The organism is Arthrobacter sp. SRS-W-1-2016 (assembly GCF_002009585.1).
Taxonomy (GTDB): Bacteria; Actinomycetota; Actinomycetes; order Actinomycetales; family Micrococcaceae; genus Arthrobacter; species Arthrobacter bambusae_A.
On record NZ_MTPV01000071.1, the window covers coordinates 46,448 to 67,406 of the forward strand.

General features: G+C 64.2%; 16 protein-coding genes and 1 riboswitch. Of the genes, 13 read left to right on the forward strand and 3 right to left on the reverse strand.

Going from position 1 to position 20,959, the window contains the following annotated elements:
* Positions 1-28 precede the first annotated feature (28 nt).
* The 3 genes from BMF89_RS19335 (at position 29) to BMF89_RS19345 (ending at position 2,853) form a co-directional block, all read left to right on the forward strand.
* Positions 29-688 carry an ATP-dependent Clp protease proteolytic subunit gene (locus BMF89_RS19335; protein ID WP_078108671.1) on the forward strand — a complete coding sequence of 220 codons (660 nt, stop codon included), beginning with the start codon at positions 29-31 and terminating at the stop codon, positions 686-688.
* Between the two features lie 184 nt (positions 689-872).
* Complete coding sequence (gene clpX, locus BMF89_RS19340; protein WP_078108672.1) at positions 873-2,159, forward strand: ATP-dependent Clp protease ATP-binding subunit ClpX; 1,287 nt, start codon at positions 873-875, stop codon at positions 2,157-2,159.
* A 79-nt stretch (positions 2,160-2,238) separates the two neighbouring features.
* Positions 2,239-2,853, forward strand: a complete 615-nt coding sequence (locus tag BMF89_RS19345; RefSeq protein ID WP_078108673.1) for a disulfide bond formation protein DsbA — start codon at positions 2,239-2,241, stop codon at positions 2,851-2,853.
* Between the two features lie 55 nt (positions 2,854-2,908).
* Here BMF89_RS19345 and BMF89_RS19350 read toward each other — a convergent pair whose 3' ends face one another.
* Both BMF89_RS19350 and valS read right to left on the reverse strand, forming a co-directional pair.
* Entirely contained in the window at positions 2,909-3,784 is an 876-nt protein-coding gene (locus tag BMF89_RS19350; protein WP_078108674.1) for a DNA-formamidopyrimidine glycosylase family protein, read from the reverse strand.
* Between the two features lie 362 nt (positions 3,785-4,146).
* Complete coding sequence (gene valS, locus BMF89_RS19355; RefSeq protein ID WP_078108675.1) at positions 4,147-6,768, reverse strand: valine--tRNA ligase; 2,622 nt, start codon at positions 6,766-6,768, stop codon at positions 4,147-4,149.
* Positions 6,769-6,831: 63 nt separating this feature from the next.
* Between valS and BMF89_RS19360 the strand changes: the two genes are divergently transcribed.
* The 8 genes from BMF89_RS19360 to ndk all read left to right on the forward strand — a co-directional run bounded on the left by BMF89_RS19360 (position 6,832) and on the right by ndk (position 14,553).
* Complete coding sequence (locus BMF89_RS19360; RefSeq protein WP_078108676.1) at positions 6,832-7,206, forward strand: DUF488 family protein; 375 nt, start codon at positions 6,832-6,834, stop codon at positions 7,204-7,206.
* The gene (locus BMF89_RS22505) at positions 7,203-7,550 is read left to right on the forward strand and encodes a class I SAM-dependent methyltransferase (RefSeq protein ID WP_253190903.1); all 348 of its coding nucleotides are present in this window, start codon (positions 7,203-7,205) and stop codon (positions 7,548-7,550) included. Before BMF89_RS19360 ends, BMF89_RS22505 begins: the two co-directional genes overlap by 4 nt.
* Positions 7,551-7,559: 9 nt before the next feature.
* Positions 7,560-7,841: a hypothetical protein gene (locus BMF89_RS22510; protein ID WP_253190904.1), complete on the forward strand. Its 282-nt coding sequence runs from the start codon at positions 7,560-7,562 to the stop codon at positions 7,839-7,841.
* Positions 7,842-7,850: 9 nt separating this feature from the next.
* Positions 7,851-8,609 (forward strand): SDR family oxidoreductase, encoded by a 759-nt coding sequence (locus BMF89_RS19370; RefSeq protein ID WP_078108677.1) that lies wholly within the window; start codon positions 7,851-7,853, stop codon positions 8,607-8,609.
* A 327-nt stretch (positions 8,610-8,936) separates the two neighbouring features.
* On the forward strand, positions 8,937-12,266 hold the full coding sequence (gene ileS, locus BMF89_RS19375; RefSeq protein WP_078108703.1) for an isoleucine--tRNA ligase: 3,330 nt from the start codon (positions 8,937-8,939) through the stop codon (positions 12,264-12,266).
* Positions 12,267-12,269: 3 nt separating this feature from the next.
* On the forward strand, positions 12,270-13,631 hold the full coding sequence (locus BMF89_RS19380; RefSeq protein WP_078108678.1) for a folylpolyglutamate synthase/dihydrofolate synthase family protein: 1,362 nt from the start codon (positions 12,270-12,272) through the stop codon (positions 13,629-13,631).
* Positions 13,632-13,633: 2 nt separating this feature from the next.
* Positions 13,634-14,080, forward strand: coding sequence for a DUF4233 domain-containing protein (locus tag BMF89_RS19385; RefSeq protein ID WP_078108679.1), 447 nt, complete (start codon positions 13,634-13,636; stop codon positions 14,078-14,080).
* A gap of 53 nt (positions 14,081-14,133) precedes the next feature.
* The gene (gene ndk, locus BMF89_RS19390; protein WP_078108680.1) at positions 14,134-14,553 is read left to right on the forward strand and encodes a nucleoside-diphosphate kinase; all 420 of its coding nucleotides are present in this window, start codon (positions 14,134-14,136) and stop codon (positions 14,551-14,553) included.
* A gap of 75 nt (positions 14,554-14,628) precedes the next feature.
* Here the strand turns inward: ndk and BMF89_RS19395 are convergent, their stop codons facing one another.
* Entirely contained in the window at positions 14,629-15,324 is a 696-nt protein-coding gene (locus BMF89_RS19395; RefSeq protein ID WP_078108681.1) for a vitamin K epoxide reductase family protein, read from the reverse strand.
* Positions 15,325-15,793: 469 nt separating this feature from the next.
* Here BMF89_RS19395 and BMF89_RS19400 point away from each other — a divergent pair, with 469 nt between their 5' ends.
* A complete protein-coding gene (locus BMF89_RS19400; protein WP_078108682.1) occupies positions 15,794-18,946 on the forward strand; it encodes an Rne/Rng family ribonuclease in 3,153 nt (1,050 codons plus the stop codon).
* A gap of 146 nt (positions 18,947-19,092) precedes the next feature.
* Positions 19,093-19,189: riboswitch (TPP riboswitch) on the forward strand.
* Positions 19,181-20,701 carry a bifunctional hydroxymethylpyrimidine kinase/phosphomethylpyrimidine kinase gene (gene thiD, locus BMF89_RS19405; protein ID WP_078108683.1) on the forward strand — a complete coding sequence of 507 codons (1,521 nt, stop codon included), beginning with the start codon at positions 19,181-19,183 and terminating at the stop codon, positions 20,699-20,701. Its footprint overlaps the riboswitch before it by 9 nt.
* Positions 20,702-20,959 lie beyond the last annotated feature (258 nt).

The window sequence follows — 20,959 nt, forward strand, 5'->3', positions numbered from 1 at the left end:
AAGAAACATTCAGATCAGGAGCAATAAAATGAACTACAACTTTGGATGGTCTGCCGGTAATCTCCCGTCCAGCCGTTACGTCCTCCCGCAGTTCGAGGAGCGCACGCCCTACGGCTTCAAGCGCCAGGACCCGTACACGAAGCTCTTCGAGGACCGCATCATCTTCCTCGGTGTCCAGGTTGACGACGCTTCGGCTGACGACATCATGGCCCAGCTGCTCGTTCTCGAGTCCACGGACCCGGACCGCGACATCACGTTGTACATCAACTCCCCGGGCGGTTCGTTCACGGCCATGACGGCTATCTACGACACCATGCAGTACATCCGTCCCGAGATCCAGACCGTTTGCCTGGGCCAGGCCGCCAGCGCCGCAGCAGTGCTGCTCGCAGCCGGCACTCCCGGTAAGCGCCTCGCTTTGCCGAACGCCCGCGTCCTGATCCACCAGCCGGCCCTGTCGGGCGGCCAGGGTGGACAGGCTTCGGACCTTGAGATCCAGGCGGCCGAAGTGATGCGCATGCGCACGTGGCTCGAGGACACGCTGGCCCACCACTCGGGCCGGACCTCGGAGCAGGTCAACAATGACATCGAGCGCGACAAGATCCTCACCGCCGCTGAGGCGATGGACTATGGATTGATCGACCAGGTGCTCGATTCCCGCAAGATCAAGCCCCAGGCGATCGCCAGGTAGCTGGCTAAAACTCGACGCCGGTGCGGTTCAGGAAATATGGGCCGCATCGGCGTTCTGTTTCAACCCAAGCAGCCCATTGTGACCTACAGTGGAAGTTGTCATGGTGGCGCCCCCGCTGCGATCTTCCGTTCTTGGCAGATAGGTACGGGGCTGCACCACCCGCATGAAACGAAGGGATTCCCACATGGCTCGGATTGGCGAGAGCACGGATCTGCTGAAGTGTTCTTTCTGCGGAAAGAGCCAGAAGCAGGTGCGGAAGCTGATTGCCGGGCCCGGCGTGTACATCTGCGACGAGTGCATCGAACTCTGCAACGAGATCATCGAAGAGGAACTCGCGGAAGTATCGGATCTTGGCAGCTTCGAGTTGCCCAAGCCGAGGGAGATCTTCGATTTCCTCCAGGAGTACGTGATCGGCCAGGAACCCGCGAAGCGCTCCCTCGCCGTCGCGGTGTACAACCACTACAAGCGCATCCAGGCGGGCCACGCGCCCAAGACCGGCCTTGGTGAAGGCGGACACCACGAAGACGTGGAGATCGCCAAATCCAACATCCTGCTGATTGGCCCCACCGGGTGCGGCAAGACCTACTTGGCGCAAACCCTGGCCCGCCGTCTTAACGTCCCCTTCGCCGTCGCCGATGCCACGGCCCTGACTGAGGCCGGATATGTCGGCGAAGACGTCGAGAACATCCTGCTGAAGCTCATCCAGGCCGCGGACTATGACGTTAAGAAGGCCGAACAGGGCATCATCTACATCGACGAGATCGACAAGATTTCGCGCAAGAGCGAGAACCCGTCCATCACGCGCGATGTCTCCGGCGAAGGCGTTCAGCAGGCGCTCCTGAAGATCCTCGAAGGCACCGTGGCTTCTGTTCCGCCGCAGGGCGGACGCAAACACCCGCATCAGGAATTCATCCAGATCGATACCACCAACGTGCTGTTCATTGTGGCCGGTGCGTTCGCCGGGCTCGAGGACATCATCGGATCCCGCTCGGGCCGCAAAGGCATTGGTTTCGGGGCCCCGCTCAACGAGGTCAAGGACAACGCGGACAGCTACGGCGAGGTGATGCCGGAGGATCTGCTCAAGTTCGGGCTCATTCCTGAATTCATCGGGCGCCTGCCCGTGATCACCACCGTGTCCAACCTCGACCGTTCCGCGCTCATCCAGATTCTCTCCAAGCCCAAGAACGCCCTGATCAAGCAGTACCAGAAGATGTTCCAGCTGGACGGCGTGGAGCTGTTGTTCGACGATGACGCCCTTGACTCGATTGCGGACCAAGCCTTGGAACGCGGCACCGGAGCCCGAGGCCTGCGCGCCATCATGGAGGAAGTGCTGCTCCCGGTCATGTTCGACCTGCCCAGTAGGGATGACATCGCGAGCGTTGTTATTACCGCCGACGCCGTGGCCAAGAAGGGCCAGCCCACCATGATCGCGCACGAGGTCGTTGCGAAGCGTCGGAATAAGTCGGCCTAGCCTGGGGTTTGCATGGTTGGTGCCGGACCCCCGTTCGTCCGGTAGCCGCGTCCCTTTCTTCCTACCCAAGGAGTTCCCTGTGCCCGAGCAGACCGCCAACAAGGTTGATTTCTGGTTCGATCCCCTGTGCCCTTTTGCCTGGGTGACCTCCCGCTGGATCGGCGAAGTCGAAGACGTCCGTGGCATCGAGACCAACTGGAACGTCATGAGTCTCTCCGTCCTCAATGAAGGCCGCGAGCTGCCTGCTGAATACACTGAGAAGATGAAGCTGGGCTGGGGACCGGTCCGCGTCATCATTGCTGCCCGCGAGCTGCACGGCGATGAGTACATCAAGCCGTTGTACGACGTGATGGGCTCACTCATCCACCACGAAGGCGTCAAGGATTTCGCCGAGGTCATCTCCAAGGCACTGGCTGAAACCGGCTTGCCCGCCGAGTTGGCCCGCTTTGCCGATTCCGAGGAATACGATGTCCAGTTGCGTGCCAGCCACGAAGCGGGAATCTCCCTGGTGGGCCAGGACGTCGGCACGCCGGTGGTCGCCGTCAACGGCACGGCCTTCTTCGGCCCGGTCCTCACCCGTATTCCTCGTGGCGAGGAAGCCGGCCTGATCTGGGACGCCACCGTCACCCTGGCCGGCTACCCGCACTTCTTCGAGTTGAAGCGGAGCCGCACGGAAAGCCCCGAATTCAACTAGCGGGAAGTCAACGCTTCTGAATTGAAGTACCCTCGGCCGTCCTTCGAGGCACAGGCTACTTCAGGAATCGCGAGGTTCTGCGGTCCGCGAGGATTTTTCCGTTCGTTTGGCAGACAGGGCAGTACTGTAAAGCCGTGTCGGCAAAGGACACCTCGCGGATCGTGGTTCCACACACTGGGCAGGGCTGCCCTGCCTTGCCGTGGACCCGCATGGTGCTGCGCTTCGTGTCCTTGAGTTCGCTGGAGGCTTTCCCCACTGCGGCGGTGACGGCCGCGCCCAGGATGCTTTCGATGGACTCATAGAGGACATGAGTTGTGTCCTTGTCCAGCGACTTGGCGATCGCGAACGGTGAAATCTTCGCGGCGTGAAGGATTTCGTCACTATAGGCATTGCCGATGCCCGCAATGAGGCTTTGGCTCCGGAGGAGCCCCTTGATCTGGTGCGGGCTTGCGGCAAGGATTCCGGCCAGTGTTTCTTCGGTGAATTCGGGGCCGAGCGGGTCCGGGCCCAGCGTCGCGATCCCGGGAACGTCCAAGGGGTCGAGGACCACGTAGATGGCCAGGCTTTTCTTCGTTCCCGCCTCCGTCAGGTCCACACCGACGGGCGTCGAGCCGTCGCTTTTGGTGAAGCCGAGCCTCGCGGCGATATTGCTGCCGCCCATCCGTAGCTGGGCTTGCGATGGCTGTTCCGTGTAGCGCAGCCACCCGGCTTTGGCGAGATGGAAGATGAAATGGATGCCTTCGGCGTCGAGACTGACGAACTTGCCGAAGCGTTCCACCCCGACGATCTTTCGACCCTCCAGGGCTGAGTATGGGGGATCGGCCGTCTTCAGCACGGCAAAGGAAGTGATCTGAATCTTCGTCAGTTCGGCACCGAGAAGATTCCTGCCCAGGAAGGCAGTCAACCCGGCCACTTCGGGAAGTTCTGGCATAGCAACACTGTGCCACAAAGCACCCATGCCCAGAACCCCGGACGCCCGCCACGAAGCCCCGAATTACATACCAGTAGTTCCTGAAGAGGGCTTGTGCTTGCTGGGGAGCAGGTCAAGAATAGAACTTACCCACTTCGAAAGAAGAGGGACACGGAAACCAGAGATTCAGTGATATGTATCTGACGCAGCCTTCGGCAAAGTTGGACGCAAGCTACCAGTGACGAGGTAGGAAGACCTGAAAGTCCGAGGATTCCGCCAGACTGCCAAGACGTCACCAGGCAGCCGAAGAGTCGAAGCCCCACCAACGGCTAAACGCTGATGGGGCTTCCCCTTTGCCCGGGAACTCCCGGGCACCTTACGGACTACGCTTGCGCGGGCTCCTCGGCAGGTGCCAGGACAACGTCGCTCACCGTGAGTTCGCCGTCCCCTGCAACCAGTGAGATCTCCTGTGCGTTGGCCGCGGCCTTCAGGTCTCCCAGTCCGGCTTCCAGTTGTGCAACGAACGACTCGGTTGCGCTGATGGTGGCGGAGAGAACCTCGGTGCGCTGCTTGACTTTGGCTTCGGACTTGGCCTTGCGGATGCCGCTCAGCGCGATGCCGACGGTGCCCAGCATCGTGGTGTCGCCGTCGACGATTTCCACGGCTGCCGGCCATGGCGCGCGGTGGACTGAACCCGCGCGCCACCAGCTCCAGACCTCTTCGGTGGCGAAGGGGAGGAACGGCGCAAAGAGGCGCAATAGCGCATCCAGCGCGGTGGCGAGGGCAGCAAGCACGGAGGCCTGCTCAGTCTCGCCGGCCGCACCGTAGGCACGGTCCTTGATGAGCTCCACGTAGTCGTCCGTGAACTGCCAGAAGAACGATTCCGTGATCTGCAGGGCGCGGGCGTAGTCGTAGTTGTCGAACGCCTTGGTGGACTGGGCCACGACGTCGGCCAGCTGCGCCAAAAGTGCGCGGTCCAGGGGGTTGCTCAGGACGGACAGGTCCGAGCCGACCACCGAGTTCTCCGTGGCGCCCAGGTTCAACACGAACTTGGAGGCGTTGAGCAACTTGATGGCCAGGCGGCGGCCGATCTTCATCTGGGCGATCTCGTACGCCGTGTCCGCACCGAGCTTGGCCGAGGCGGCCCAGTAACGGACGGCGTCCGAGCCGAATTCGTTCAGGACGTCGGTGGGAACAACCACGTTGCCCTTGGACTTGGACATCTTCTTGCGGTCCGGGTCCAGGATCCAGCCCGAGATGGCTGCGTGCTTCCAGGGAGCGCTGTCCTGCAGGGCATCTGCCCGGACAGCCGAGGAGAAGAGCCAGGTGCGGATGATGTCGTGGCCCTGGGGGCGGAGGTCAAAGGGGTAGACCTTGCTGAATAGTTCCTCATCACGGCTCCAGCCGCCCACGATCTGCGGAGTCAGCGACGACGTGGCCCAAGTGTCCAGGACATCGGCGTCGCCGATGAAGCCGTTGGGCTGCTCGCGCTGGGACTCGTCGAAGCCGGGTGCCGCGTCCGCCGCGGGGTCTACGGGCAAGGATTCGTCGGACGGCAGGATCGGGTTTTCGTAGTCCGGGTTGCCCTGCGCATCCAGCGGGTACCAGACGGGAATCGGCACACCGAAGAACCGCTGGCGCGAAACGAGCCAATCGCCGTTGAGCCCGGAGATCCAGTTCTCGTAGCGGGAACGCATGAAGGACGGGTGGAACTCGATCTCGTGTCCGCGCGCGATCAACCGTTCGCGGCGGTCCTCGTCACGCCCGCCATTGCGGATGTACCACTGGCGCGACGTGACAACCTCGAGGGGCTTGTCGCCCTTCTCGAAGAAGTTCACGGGGTGCGTGATCTTCTTGGGTTCGCCATCCAGCAGATCTGCGGCAATGAGCAGCTCTACCACTGTTTCCTTGGCGGAGAACGCGGTCTTGCCGGCAATCGCCGCGTAGGCTTCCTTGCCGGCGTCGGTGGTGATCCACTCAGGGGTTTCCGCGATGATGCGTCCGTCGCGGCCCATGATGGCACGGGTGGGCAACTGCAGCTCGCGCCACCAAGTGACGTCGGTCAGGTCGCCGAAGGTACAGACCATGGCGATGCCGGAGCCCTTGTCCGCCTTGGCGAGCGCGTGGGCTTTGACCTCGAGCTCGACGTCGAACAGGGGGGACCTGACGGTCTTGCCGAACAGCGGCTGGTAGCGCTCGTCGTCGGGGTTTGCCACCAGCGCCGCGCACGCGGCGAGCAGTTCCGGACGCGTTGTCTCGATGTAGATCTTCTCGCCGTCGGCGGTGAAGAAGGGGTAGCGGTAGTACGCGCCGGCAACGTCGCGGTCCTCCAGCTCGGCCTGGGCGACGGCGGTACGGAACGTCACGTCCCACAGGGTGGGGGCCTCGGCCATGTAGGCATCCCCGGCGTTCAGGTTGGCGATGAAGGCGCGCTGGGACACCGCACGGGAGGTGTCGTCGATCGTGCGGTACGTGAGGTCCCAGTCAACGGACAGGCCGAGGGTCTGGAACAGGTTCTCGAAGACCTTCTCGTCCTCGACGGCGAGTTCCTCGCAGAGCTCGATGAAGTTCTGGCGCGAGACGACGTCGAAATCGCGCTGGTTCTTCGCCGGCTGTGCCGGCGGGCGGTAGCCGGCGTTGTAGGGGATGGCGGGATCGCAGCGGACGCCGTAGTAGTTCTGCACGCGGCGCTCAGTGGGGAGCCCGTTGTCGTCCCAGCCCATCGGGTAGAAGACGTTCTTGCCGGTCATGCGCATGTAGCGGGCCTGGACATCCGTCTGCGTGAACGAGAACATGTGGCCCACGTGGAGCGAACCGGATGCGGTGGGCGGGGGAGTGTCGATCGAGTAGACCTGCTCCCGGGTGGTGTCCGGGTTGAACTTGTAGGTTCCTTCGTCCAGCCAGCGCCGCGTCAGGGCAGCCTCGAGGCCTTCAAGGGCCGGCTTGTCGGGAACGTTGATGGGGGCGGTGGCGGGCGTGTCTGTACCCTGCGTTGATTCAGCCATGGGCCAATTGTTTCATGGCGCCCTTTGTTCCGTGGCACGCGGACGTGCCGTAGCATGCGGGCCATGACGGAACTCAAGGATGTTTTGGCCATCAAGCGCATCTATGACGAAGCAAGCGACGACGACGGCTGCCGGGTTCTGGTGGACCGGCTCTGGCCGCGAGGGGTATCCAAAGAACGGGCCCACCTGGATCTCTGGCTCAAGGAAATAGCGCCCTCGCCGCCGCTGCGCACCGAGTTTGCTCATATGCAGGAGCGATTCGGGGACTTCCGCCGTGCATACCTCGCCGAGCTGGAACAGAATTCCGCCGTGGAGCAGTTGCTGGGGTTGGCTGCCGGGAAAAAGCGTGTGACGCTGCTCTATGGCGCCAAGGATCCCGAAGTGAACCACGCCCGCGTTCTGCTGGAGTTCCTGCTGGGTGCCGGGGCGGAGGCATGACGCCGCAGCATCCGCGGTTTGCGCGGGCCTATGCCCGGGCGGTTCCGGCGATAAACCTCCGCGGGGGCACAGAGCACCGGCGGACCTTGCTTGCCGGGCTGCGTGGCCGCGTCATCGAGGTCGGCGCCGGCGAGGGCTCGTCGTTCGGCCTGTACCCAGCCACTGTGGAAAGCGTCCTCGCGGTTGAACCTGATGACTACCTCAGGGAGCTTGCCGGAGCCAAGGCGCAGGCCGCTCCGGTGCCGGTCACGGTTGTTCCTGGAACCGCCGAAAACATTCCGGCGGACGACGGCGGGGCGGACGCCGTCGTCGTCAGTCTTGTCCTCTGCAGCGTCGCCGACTAGGCGGCGGCGTTGGCGGAAATCCGCCGGGTGCTCGGTCCCGGCGGAACCTTGGCGTTCTACGAGCACGTGCGCTCGGACAAGCGGTTTATCGCGGCAGTCGAAGACGTGCTCACTCCGGCCTGGCAGCATATGGCCGGAGGCTGCCATCCCAACCGCAACACCCTTGAGGGGATCGGCGCCGCTGGCTTCCAGGTGGTGCACATTGAGCGCTTCGGCTTCTCTGCGGGCCCGCTGTCGCCGTCGATCGCCCACATCCTGGGCCGTGCCGTTTCTCCGGGTGAACCGCGTTAGGGTGGTGCCATGACTGAGGAAGTACAGACAAAGACCGCAGTGGTGACCGGCGCGAGCACCGGAATCGGCGAGGCCACAGTGCGGGCCCTGGCCGCCGATGGATGGAAGGTATTCGCTGTCGCCCGCCGTGCGGAGCGGCTCGAGGCACTCGGCGCCGAGAGCGGCGCTGTGCCGTTCGCCGCGGACATCACCAACGACGACGACGTCGCGGACTTGCTCTCCGCCGTCACCGAGGCAGGGGGAGCGGACACGCTCATCAACATCGCGGGCGGCGCACGGGGCGCTGACACCCTGGCCAATGCGCAGACCGAAGACTGGGACTGGATGTACCAAGTCAACGTGCTCGGCACCCTGAAGTTGACCCGGGCCTTCCTCCCGATGCTGCGGGCCAACGGAGAGGGCACTGTCCTGAACCTGACGTCTACCGCGGGATTCACGGCCTACGAGGGCGGCGGCGGGTACAACGCGGCCAAGTTCGCCCAGCACGCCATGACCGGTGCCCTGCGCCTTGAAGAGGCCGAGAACAACATCCGCGTGATCGAGGTGGCACCTGGCCTGGTCCACACAGAGGAATTCGCGCTCAATCGCCTCGGCGATGCCACTGCGGCGGCGAAGGTGTACGCCGGGGTCGAGAAGCCGCTCACGCCCGAGGACGTCGCCGACGTCGTCAAGTACGCGGTCTCGGTCCCGCACCACATCAACCTCGACGAGATCATCGTCCGACCGGTGGCGCAGGCAGCTACCCACAAGTTGATCCGCAAGGGCTAAGGTCGAGGCGTCGCGCGTTTCACCCAAGTGGAGCTCGCGGCGCCGCTGCCGTTAGACTTGTGGCACAAGCTTTGACCCGGACATCACCGGTGAGCTTCCGGAAGAACACCCCCGCCACCACGGGAGCCAGTAGAACCGGACGGGTAAGCCCGTCACAGCAGCAATGAGCGGCCGACGCCGGAACGGCTCCCCTACACAGGGAGCAGGACCAGCGGCGGTAAGTGAGGTGGTACCGCGGTACCGGCGCTGTTGGAAACAACGCAGCTGGCGCCGTCCTCGCATCCTGAATGAAACTTTGTGTTCACCGGCTCAACCCAGGATGAAGAGATGACGTATTACCCCAAGGCCTCCACAACTCCGTCCGGCACCTCACGAGGGGTGTCCGCCTCCGTGAAGTTCCCGGAGATCGAAGAGCGCATCCTCAAGTACTGGGATGAAGACGGCACCTTCCAAGCCAGCATCGACAACCGCAGCGCCGATCTGCCCGGCGGGCACCCCGGCAGCAACGAGTTCGTCTTCTACGACGGTCCTCCTTTCGCCAACGGGCTGCCCCACTACGGCCACCTCCTGACCGGCTACGCCAAGGACCTGGTGGGCCGCTACCAGACCCAGCGCGGCAAGCGCGTGGAACGGCGCTTCGGTTGGGATACCCACGGCCTGCCTGCTGAACTCGAAGCAATGAAGCAACTGGGCATGACGGACAAGACCCAGATCGAAGCGATGGGCATCGACAAGTTCAACGACGCCTGCCGTGCCTCCGTCATGAAATACGCGGACGAATGGAAGAGCTACGTCACGCGGCAGGCACGCTGGGTGGACTTCGACAACGACTACAAGACCCTCAACGTCGAGTACATGGAGTCTGTCCTGTGGGCCTTCAAGCAGCTCCACGAGAAGGGCCTCACCTACAACGGGTACCGCGTCCTGCCGTACTGCTGGAAGGACGAGACGCCGCTGTCCAACCATGAGCTGCGCATGGATGACGACGTCTACAAGAACCGCCAGGACCAGACCGTCACGGTGACCTTCCCCATCAAGGCAGGGGAGACCGGGCTCTCCAAGTCCCTAGCCGGCGTGCAGGCGCTCGCGTGGACCACGACCCCCTGGACCCTGCCCACCAACCTGGCGCTCGCCGTCGGGCCGGACATCTCTTACGCGGTGGTTCCTGCCGGTCCCAACGGGATCAAGGCCGCCTCCGCGGAGGCTCCGGTGACGGGCAGCTTCCTGCTGGCCGCCGATCTGCTCGGCAGCTACGCGAAGGACCTGGGATACGACGACGGCGCCGCCGCACTTTCTGCCGTCACGGCCAGTTACACGGGCACCGAGTTGGCCGGCCTGGAATACGAGCCGCTGTGGGACTACTTCTCCGACACCGAGAAATACGGCACCCAGAACGGCTGGCGTTTCCTCGTGGCGGACTACGTCACCACCACCGACGGCACCGGCATCGTCCACCAGGCCCCGGCCTACGGTGAAGACGACCAGAAAGTTTGTGAGGACGCCGGTATCCCCGTGGTCCTTTCCGTCGACGAAGGCGCCAAGTTCCTCCACCTGTTCGCGCACGGACCCCTCGCCGAAATCTCCGGCTTGCAGGTGTTCGATGCCAACAAGCCGATCACGCAGGCACTGCGTTCCGGCGGTCGTTTGGTTCGCCAGGCCAGCTACGAGCACAGCTACCCGCACTGCTGGCGCTGCCGCAACCCCTTGATCTACCGCGCCGTGTCCTCCTGGTATGTGGAGGTCACCAAGTTCAAGGACCGGATGTCCGAACTGAACCAGGAGATCAACTGGATCCCCGGCAACGTCAAGGACGGACAGTTCGGCAAGTGGCTGGCCAACGCCCGTGACTGGTCCATCAGCCGCAACCGCTACTGGGGCTCGCCCATCCCCGTGTGGCAGTCCGATGACCCCGAGTACCCGCGCACGGACGTTTACGGCTCCCTCGCCGAGATGGAGGCCGATTTCGGCCGCCTGCCGGTGAACAACGACGGCCAGGTTGACCTGCACCGCCCGTTCATCGACGAACTGACCCGACCCAACCCTGACGACCCGCGCTCTCCTGAAGAGGGCCAGTCCACCATGCGCCGGGTGGAGGACGTCCTGGACGTCTGGTTCGACTCGGGTTCCATGCCCTACGGCCAGGTGCACTATCCGTTCCAGAACGAGGAATGGTTCGAGACCCACAACCCTGCCGACTTCATCGTCGAGTACATCGGGCAGACCCGCGGCTGGTTCTACATGCTGCACATCCTGTCCACGGCGCTCTTCGACCGGCCGGCCTTCCGCAATGTGATCAGCCACGGCATCGTCCTGGGGTCCGACGGGCAGAAGATGTCCAAGAGCCTGCGCAACTACCCGGACGTTTCCGAGGTCCTGGACCGCGACGGCTCCGACGCCATGCGCTGGTTCCTGATGTCCAGTCCCATCCTGCGTGGCGGCAACCTCGTGGTCACCGAACAGGGAATCCGCGACGGCGTCCGCCAAGTCATCCTGCCGCTGTGGAATGTCTACAGCTTCTTCACGCTGTACACGAACGCTTCCCACGCAGAGGATGGGACAGCCGGCGGCTATGACGCCAAGCTGCGCTACGACGGCTACACGGACACAATGGACCAGTACTTGCTGGCAAACACCGGCGACCTCGTCCGCAACATCACCTCCAGCCTGGACGCATACGACATTTCCGGGGCTTGCGATGAACTGCGCAGCTACTTGGACATGCTCACCAACTGGTACGTGCGCCGCAGCCGGCAGCGCTTCTTCGACGAGAGCACCGACGCCTTCGACGCCCTCTACACGGCACTCGAGGCAGTCTGCCGTGTCTCGGCATCGTTGCTTCCCCTGGTTTCCGAGGAGATCTGGCGTGGCCTGACCGGAGGGCGTTCCGTGCATCTGGCTGACTGGCCAGAGGCCTCGTTGTTCCCGGCAAACCCGGAACTCGTCGAGGCCATGGACCGGGTCCAGCAGATCTGCTCCACCGGTTCCAGCCTGCGCAAGGCCGCCAACCTTCGCGTTCGCCTGCCGCTGCAGGAACTCACGGTGGTGGCACCCGGTGCCGATGCGCTGGAAGGGTTCGCCGCCGTCGTCGCGGATGAACTGAACCTGCGGTCCGTCCGCCTCCTCGACGCGGCTACAGCGTCGCCGGAGGAATTCGGTATCGAGCAGAAACTCGTGGTCAATGCCCGCGCGGCAGGTCCGCGGCTGGGCAAGAACGTCCAGCAGGCCATCAAGGGTTCCAAGTCCGGCGACTGGTCTGTTTCCGATGCAGGAGTGGTCACGGCAGGAGGCCTCGAGCTGGAACCGCAGGAGTACACGCTCGAGACCGTCGTCGCGGAATCCGCTGACGGTTCCTCCGCGGCCGTCGCTGTCCTTCCGGGGGGTGGCTTCGTGGTCCTGAACACCGAGGTGACTCCGGAATTGGCTGCCGAAGGGCTGGCGCGCGACATGGTCCGTGCCATCCAGCAGGCTCGCAAGGACGCCGGACTCAACGTGAGCGACCGCATCCACACCACGGTCCTGGCCGTCCACGACGTCGTTGATGCCTTGCGCGCCAATGAAGAGCTGGTCAAGACCGAAACCCTGTCCCTCAAGCTCGACCCCGTCGTCTCCGGCGACGCCGCCGAGCCGCAGATCACCGTTACCAAGATCGAGGCCTAGTACATGAGCGACGAATTCTCCGTAGAAAGCGTCTACGCCGAACTCCTCGGCCGCGCCCCGGAAAACAAAATGGAGCCGCGCCTGGCGCCCCTGTACCGGGCCATGGATGTACTGGGGGAGCCCAACAAGGCGTTCCCGATCATCCACATCACGGGCACCAATGGCAAGACGTCCACCGCCCGCATGATCGAGGCGGGGCTTCGTGCCCACGGCTTGAGCACCGGCCGCTACACGAGTCCGCACCTGTCCAAGGTCACCGAGCGCATCAGCATCGACGGCGAGCCGGTTTCGGACGAGACCTTTGTCCGGATCTGGGACGAGATCCGTCCGTACCTTGAAATCGTGGACAAGGAACTCGAGGCCGACGGGCAGCCCCGGCTCACGTACTTCGAGTGCCTGACCATCCTGGGCTTCGCCATCTTCGCTGACCAGCCTGTCAACGTCGCTGTCATCGAGGTGGGCCTGGGCGGCATCACCGATGCGACGAATGTGGGCGACGGACAGGTTTCCGTGGTGACGCCGATTTCGCTCGACCACACGGATCTCCTCGGCGACACCACCGAGGACATCGCCCACGAGAAGGCCGGAATCATCAAGCCCGGCGGCTTCCTGATCAGCGCAGCCCAGCCCGTGGACGCCGCCCAGGTGCTCCTGGAGAAGGCGCGCGAGGTGGGGGTTCCGTTCCGCTTCGAAGGTGTCGAGTTCGGGGTCGAGTCCCGCAGCGTCGCCGTCGGAGGCCAAGTGCTCACCATCCAGGGGATCGCGGGCCGCTATGAGGACCTGCTGCTGCCTCTGCACGGCGCCCACCAGGCCGAGAACGCGGCAGTCGCCGTCGCGGCACTGGAGGCCTTCTTCGGCGGAGGCGAGAAGGAACTCGACGGCGACGTCCTGCGCGAGGCTTTCGGAAACGTCACCTCGCCCGGCCGTCTTGAGGTGGTGCGCACCGCTCCTACGATCATCGTGGATGCCGCCCACAACCCTGAGGGCATCCGCGTCTCAGCCGAGGCAATCGAAGAGGCCTTCAGCTTCAGCAAACTCGTGGTGGTCCTCGGGGTCCTGAAGGAAAAGGACGCGGAAGAAATCCTGCGGCAGCTCAAGGAATCCCTGGGCGGACTGGCAGAAGAGTTCTGTTTCACGCAGTCCAGCTCGCCGCGGGCGATCCCGGCCGCGCAACTGGCCGATCTCGCCGTCGACCTTGGCTTCGGAGCGGACAACGTCCACATTGCCGAGAAGCTGGATGACGCGATCGAGTGGGCCGTGGAGCGTGCCGAAGCCAATGATGATTTGGCCGGCGGCGTGCTCGTCACGGGTTCCATCACCGTAGTGGCGGAAGCGCGCATGCTCCTCGGGAAGGTAGGTTCCTGAGCATGGCCAAACTCACCAAAGCCCAGCGCGAATGGCGGCCCGGGATGCCCAAGAAGCGCCGCTCCACCAAGGTGATGTTCGCTTCGACCGTGCTGCTTTTGGAGGCCTTCGTCGCGTTCTTCGCCACTTTGGCTGTCTTCGGACTGAAGCGTGGAGAGCCGGCGCTGGTGCTGGGCTTCGGCATCACCCTGAGCGTCGTGCTGATCCTGGCCTGTGCCGTGCTCAGCAGGCCGTGGGGCATCGGCCTCGGCTGGGTAATGCAGCTGGTCTTGATTCTCTCCGGCTTCGTCGAGCCCACGATGTTCGTGGTGGGAGTCCTCTTCGCCGCCTGCTGGTGGTACGGCATCCGTGCCGGGATGAGGATCGACCGCGAGAATGCCCAGCGTGATCGTGAGCAAGCCGAATGGGACGCTTCGCACGGGGAAGACTCCGCCGGGCAATCAGCCTGAGCGAAACCCCGTAAACTGGCTGGGAAACCCACACATCCAACATTGGAGCAACCGTGAGCATTGAGCGCACCCTTGTACTGATCAAGCCCGACGGCGTCGCCCGCAACTTGAGCGGCAGCATCCTCGCCCGCGTCGAGTCCAAGGGATACTCCCTGGTCGAATTGAAGAAGGTCAACGCCACCCGCGATCTGCTGGAGCAGCACTACGAAGAGCACCTGGGCAAGCCGTTCTACGAGCCGCTGGTCGAATTCATGCTCAGCGGCCCGGTTGTCGCTGCCATCTTCGAGGGTCACCGCGTGATCGAAGGCTTCCGTTCCCTTGCGGGAACCACGGACCCGACGACGGCGGCGCCCGGCACCATCCGTGGCGACTTCGGCCGTGACTGGGGCCTGGCTGTGCAGCAGAACCTGGTCCACGGTTCCGATTCGGTGGATTCCGCCGAGCGCGAGATCAAGATCTGGTTCGGCGCGTAGTTTCCAACCGCGCCAAACAACAGAAGGGGCCCACGTTGAACGCGAACATGGGCCCCTTCTGCGGTTAAGGAGTGCTCAGTAACCCGAAGTGCCGATGAAGACATTGATGAAGGAAAAGAAAATGCTCGCGATCACGGCAACGTAGAGCAGCGCGGAAATGATCCAACCGGATTCGGCCAGGATCTTCGCCAGGCCTGCCGGCGCCGGAATGACCCCGTGCGCCACGTTCCTGATGGTCACGAAGACGAAGAGCGGGATCATGCATGCCCACACCACCATGCAGAACGGGCACAGGATGTGAATGACATACAGTGCCTGGGACCATAGCCAGACGATGAAGATGAAGCCCAGTGTGACGCCGGTCTGGAGTCCGATCCAGTACCAGCGGGCGAACTTGGCCCCCGCAAAGATTGCCATGGCCGTGGTGATGATCACAGCGAAGGCGACAATTCCGATGAACATATTGGGGAAACCGAAAACCGAACTCTGCGGTGTCTTCATGACGCTGCCGCACGATACCCACGGATTGAGGTCGCAGGCGGTTACGTGGTTCGGGTCGATGAGGACCTGCAGCTTTTCCAGCACGAGCGCCCCGGATGCAAGCCACGCGATGGCGCCGGTGGCGAGCAGTAGCCACGCAAAGGGGCGGTCGCGGACCATGCGCGGCAATGCGGAGTCCGCGGCGTTCTCCCCTTCGGGGGTTTTCGCGTTCTCCTGCCGGAGGGATCGGGCATCGTTGTTGGCCAGGTTCGGGCTGGCGGGGCTCGGCATGGTTGGCTGTCCTTTTCTGGGAGGCCCGGCGCGGAACCGGGGAGTGCTCTTGGGAGGATTCTAGCCGCGGCGGCTGGAGGACGCGTCCAGCGAGGGCGACGGCACGGAAGGTTTCAGGGCGTCCTTCCTGCCGGGAGTGCGGGCGTGTGAGAGAATGAACATGGCCGGAAGCCGATCCACATGCGGAATCCGGTCCGGTATCTTGTTCCCAAGACCGCCAGTCATTTGCAGGGCATGCCCAGGATCCAATGATCCCCGGAAGCGCCGCAGTGGCAATGGACGGCACCTGGTTGTGTTTTTAGAACAACGGGTTTGGAGCGAAGCCGGCTTTCCGTGGATGCCGCACCCCCATGCTGGTGCGAACCGGAAAGAACACTACTGACTTCTGTCAACGCCTGCGGGTTTTGACAATATTGCCCCTCTGGGCACCGGATGTGGCGGTTGCGCAAGGGCAGGAGTGTTGCCACATATGGATAACGAGCAAGTTGTAGCCGCCGCCGAAGATGCGGCGTCCGCAGAGACCACTGAAGCACCCAAGAAGGTCACCCGCACCCGCCGCAAGGCGGCACCGAAGACGGTCGCTGCGGACGCAACCCCCGACGCCGGAGCTGCCGCCACCGTTGAGCCGCTCGCTGCGGACGCAACCCCCGACGCCGGAGCTGCCGCAACCACCGTTGAGCCCCTCGCCGAGTCGGCGGACATCGTTGAGCCCAAAGCCCCTGTCCGGCGCAGCAGGTCTCGCAAGAAGGTCGAAACTCCGGAACCGTTGCCTGGTTTCGCGGAAGACGCTTCCACCGGTGGCGGCGAGGCACCGGAGGCTGCCGTCGTCGTACCTGAAGTAGCCGCAGAGGCCGAAACTGCCCCGGAAAAGCCGGCCCGCCGTCGTCGTACCACGAAAGCCAAGAGCACCGAGCCCGTTGCCGAAGAAGCAGTGGTCGAAGCTCCGGTTGCGGAGGTTGTGCCCGGGGAAGCAAATGAGGAAACCGCTGAGGAGCCGGCCGTCGAGGCGGAATCCGCAAGTCCGATCGCTTCGCTGTTCCTGGAACCTGGCTCCGTTACGTCCATGATCTTCCAGGCGCCGGACTTGAGCGCAGTTGCCCGTCCGGCCGTCGTCGAAGAAGAACCGCGGGCCGAGGCCGAGGAAGTCTCCGAGGACAACGAACTGGACGAATCCGGAAGCCGCCGTCGGCGTCGCAGCCGGGGCCGTCGTGGACGCCGGGGCACCGAGCGTGATGAAGCCGTGGGAGAAGAAACCGCCGCGGAATCCGAGGACGAGGCAGAAGCCGGTACCGACGATGTCCTCGAAGAAGGCGTGACTTCCCGCCGTCGCCGGCGCCGTCGCCGTGGCGATCAGGACCTGGAACTGACAGGTGGCGGAGACGACGATCCCCCCAACACGGTCACCCGTGTCCGCGCTCCGCGCCCGCATGTTGAGTCCACCAGCAGCTCGGACCGCGTCACGAGCGTCAAGGGCTCCACTCGCCTTGAAGCCAAGAAGCAGCGCCGCCGCGAGTCCCGCGAGACCGGCCGCCGCCGCCAGGTCATCACCGAGGCCGAATTCCTGGCCCGCCGTGAGTCCGTCGACCGCCAGATGATCGTTCGCCAGCGCGACGACAGGATCCAGATTGGTGTCCTCGAAGACGGCGTGCTCGCGGAGCACTTCGTGTCGAAGACACAACAGGACTCCCTCATCGGCAACGTTTACCTGGGCAAGGTCCAGAACGTGCTGCCGTCGATGGAAGCGGCATTCGTCGACATCGGACGCGGCCGCAACGCAGTGCTCTACGCCGGCGAAGTCAACTGGGATGCCGTCACCCTGGAAGGCAAACCGCGCCGCATTGAAAACGCGCTGAAGTCAGGCGATTCCGTGCTGGTCCAGGTGACCAAGGACCCCGTGGGCCACAAGGGCGCGCGCCTGACGAGCCAGATTTCGCTTCCCGGCCGCTACCTCGTGTACGTGCCGGGCGGGTCAATGACGGGAATTTCCCGCAAGCTGCCCGACGTCGAGCGCAACCGCCTGAAGAAGATCCTCAAAGATCGCCTCCCGGAGAACGCGGGCGTCATTGTCCGCACGGCCGCCGAGGGTGCATCCGAGGAAGAGCTGACGCACGATATCAACCGCTTGCGGGCCCAGTGGGAAGGCATCGAAAGCCAGTCCACGTCCACCAAGATCCTGGCCCCGGAGCTCCTGTACGGCGAACCGGACCTCACCATCAAGGTTGTCCGCGACGTCTTCAACGAGGACTTCTCCAAGCTGATCGTCTCCGGCGACGAAGCCTGGGACACCATCGAGGCCTATGTCACGTACGTGGCGCCGGATCTGGTGGGACGCCTTGAGAAGTGGACCTCGGACCAGGACATTTTCTCGGCATGGCGCGTGGACGAGCAGATCCACAAGGCGCTGGAACGCAAGGTCTTCCTGCCCTCCGGTGGTTCGCTCGTGATCGACCGCACCGAGGCCATGACGGTTGTGGACGTCAACACCGGGAAGTTCACCGGCAGCGGTGGCAACCTCGAGGAAACCGTCACCAAGAACAACCTTGAGGCTGCCGAGGAAGTGGTGCGCCAGCTGCGCTTGCGCGACATCGGCGGAATCATCGTCATCGACTTCATTGACATGGTCCTTGAATCCAACCGTGACCTCGTATTGCGTCGCCTCGTCGAGTGCCTCGGCCGGGACCGAACCAAGCACCAGGTCGCCGAAGTGACGTCGCTTGGCTTGGTCCAGATGACCCGCAAGCGCATGGGCACCGGCCTGCTTGAGGTCTTCGGCGAGCAGTGCGAGACGTGCGCAGGGCGCGGAATCGTCACGCACGACGAGCCTGTCGAGCACCGTCGGGCCAACGTGGTGGCAGCTGAACACCACCACCCACGCACTGAGTCACAGCCGGCCGTCCGCCCGGAGCAGCGCAAGCGCCGCCGCGGCAGGGGCGCGGGCCAGGGAACTGCCGAACTCCCGGTCACACCTCCGGTGCCGGTCCACACGGTCGAATCCACCGATCCGAACCGGCAGGCAGCCACCCGCGCCGCCCTTGCCACCATCGCGGCGGCAGCACACGCTGCCCACCTGCACGACGACGAGCTCCACCACGCGGCGGAATTGCTCGCTGACGGGCACGTAGCCGAAGCAACTCCCGCAACCCCGGCCGCCCCGGCTCCTGCCGCTGCATCGGGTGGCGAGGAACGTTCGAAGCCTGTGCTGCGGTTCGGCGGCGAGGAAGTGGCCCTGCCCTTCGTCCACCACGAGGAAGAGCCAGCGAGCGGCGCCCCTGCCATGAGCCTGGATCTGTTGGCTCAGGCGTTCGCGGGACTCGGGGAGGCGCCCGGCACCACCCCGGCAGCCGCGGAACCCCAGGGAACCCCCGCAGAGGCCCGCGCGGGCGTTGCAAGCGGTGAATCCCCGGACTCGGGTTCGCGTGGACGCCGAGGCCGCCGCAACCGCAGTGCCAGCCGTGCCCAGGGTGCCGCCAACGCCACCAACGTCGAGCACCACGAGGTCGCTGTGGCTGCCTCCGGTGGGGCCGCGCACGAGGCCAAGGCACCGGACGCTGCACCGGCCAAGTCGACGCCGGCAGCGGAGCCGATCATTCTCGGAGTCGGCGTGCCCAAGTCACAGCTCTAGGCGCAATACCTTGCAGAGGCCCCGGCCGTTCCACTCTCGTGGAAACGGCCGGGGCTTCTGCGTTTCCCGCTGTTTCACCTGGCCCCCGCACGCCCCGGTTGCATTGGGCGATTTCAGCAGGCGGGGTGTGATCCGGGTTAAACTAGGGGACCGACACGGGGTGCCGCGCACCAAGCCGGCTGAGACCAAACCCGTTGAACCTGTCCGGTTAGCACCGGCGAAGGGATGTCTCGCATGACTGTTTCGGCGCAATCGGCCGTCTACCCGCTCAAGGCTGCCCGGAACCCTATCCCCAGGGTCCTCAGCATCGCCGGCTCGGATCCCTCGGGTGGTGCCGGGATCCAAGCCGACCTGAAAAGCATTGCGGCCAACGGCGGCTACGGCATGGCCGTCATCACGGCGCTCACCGTACAAAACACGCGAGGAGTCACTGCCGTCCATGTGCCTCCCGTGGAGTTCCTGCGCCAGCAATTGGATGCCATCAGCGACGACATCACGGTCGATGCCGTCAAAATCGGCATGCTCGGGGACACCGCGGTCATCCACGAAGTCCGCCGCTGGCTCGGCGAGGCGCGTCCCGCCGTCGTCGTGCTGGATCCGGTGATGATCGCCACCAGTGGCGACCGGCTCCTCGCGGAATCCGCTGAAACCGCGCTGCGGGAGCTGCTGCCCCTCGCCGACCTGGTCACCCCCAACCTTCCCGAATTGGCCATGCTGCTTGGCGAAGCTGAGGCGACTGACTGGGCATCGGCGCTGGAGCAGGGCAAGCGACTGGCAGCTGCCTGCGGAAACACCGTCCTGGTGAAGGGCGGACACCTGCAGGGAGCGGGCTGCCCCGATGCCCTGGTCAACACCGGGGGAGTCCTGAGCCAGGACGTGGTGGAATTCGCCGGCCAACGTGTGGAGACCCGCAACAGCCACGGCACGGGATGTTCCCTGTCGTCGGCGATGGCTACGGCGAAGGCGCGGCTCGGCGATTGGGAATCTGCCCTGCGCGTGGTCAAGCCTTGGCTACAGGAGGCGCTGACCCAGTCCGAGGTGCTGGAAGTGGGGAAGGGCAACGGGCCGATCCATCATTTCCACGCACTCCAGCAAGAGCTGCAGCCAGGGGATTTCGCCGTCCGGATGTGGAACGCAGCCCAATCGGAACTTGCGGCTATTTATGGCCTGGACTTCATCCAACATTTGCAAACCGGCGCCCTCGGCGAAGCGCAGTTCAGCTACTACCTGTCCCAGGATGCCATCTATCTCAACGGCTATTCCAGGGTCCTGGCCAGGGCAAGCGCCCTTGCCCCCAGCGAAAACGAACAGCTGTTCTGGGCCCGCGGCTCGCAGATGTGCCTTGAAGTCGAGTCCGAGCTCCATCGGAATTGGCTCAGCGGACGGCAGGTAAGCGAAAAACAAGGCCCCGTCACCAAGGCCTACGTCGACCACTTGCTCGCGGCGTCGGCGTCGGGCAGCTATGCCGTGCTGTTGGCTGCCGTGCTGCCCTGCTACTGGTTGTACGCCGAGGTGGGACGGCAGCTCCACCATGGCTACCTTCAGGCCGGAGCGTCGGACGAGCACCCTTATGCGGACTGGCTGCGTACATACGCGGACGAGGCGTTCGCCGAGGCCACCCGCAAGGCGATCGACATCACGGATGCGGCCGCACGGGCCGCTTCTCCTGCCGAGCGCACGGCCATGATGGAGGCATTCTCCGAATCCTGCCGCTATGAAACTGCGTTCTTTGATGCCCCAAGGCTGCACGGCTGAACCCGTTTCCTGGTGCGGAAGGACGGGATGGCGGCGCCATTCCGTCGGACGCCGCAGCGTGTCGGCGTGAGGATCCGGGATTTTCCCGGCCGGCAGGGTAAGGTTGACGGGCACGGTACCGGATGGCGGCATAGCCAGTCTGTGGCAGCCATCACGTGGCAGCCTCCGGACCTGGCCTCATTTGCAGCCGAAGGCGAAACTAGCGTAATCTAGATCTTCGGTGCTTACGCCAACACTTGGGTTATGCCCCTAGAGACC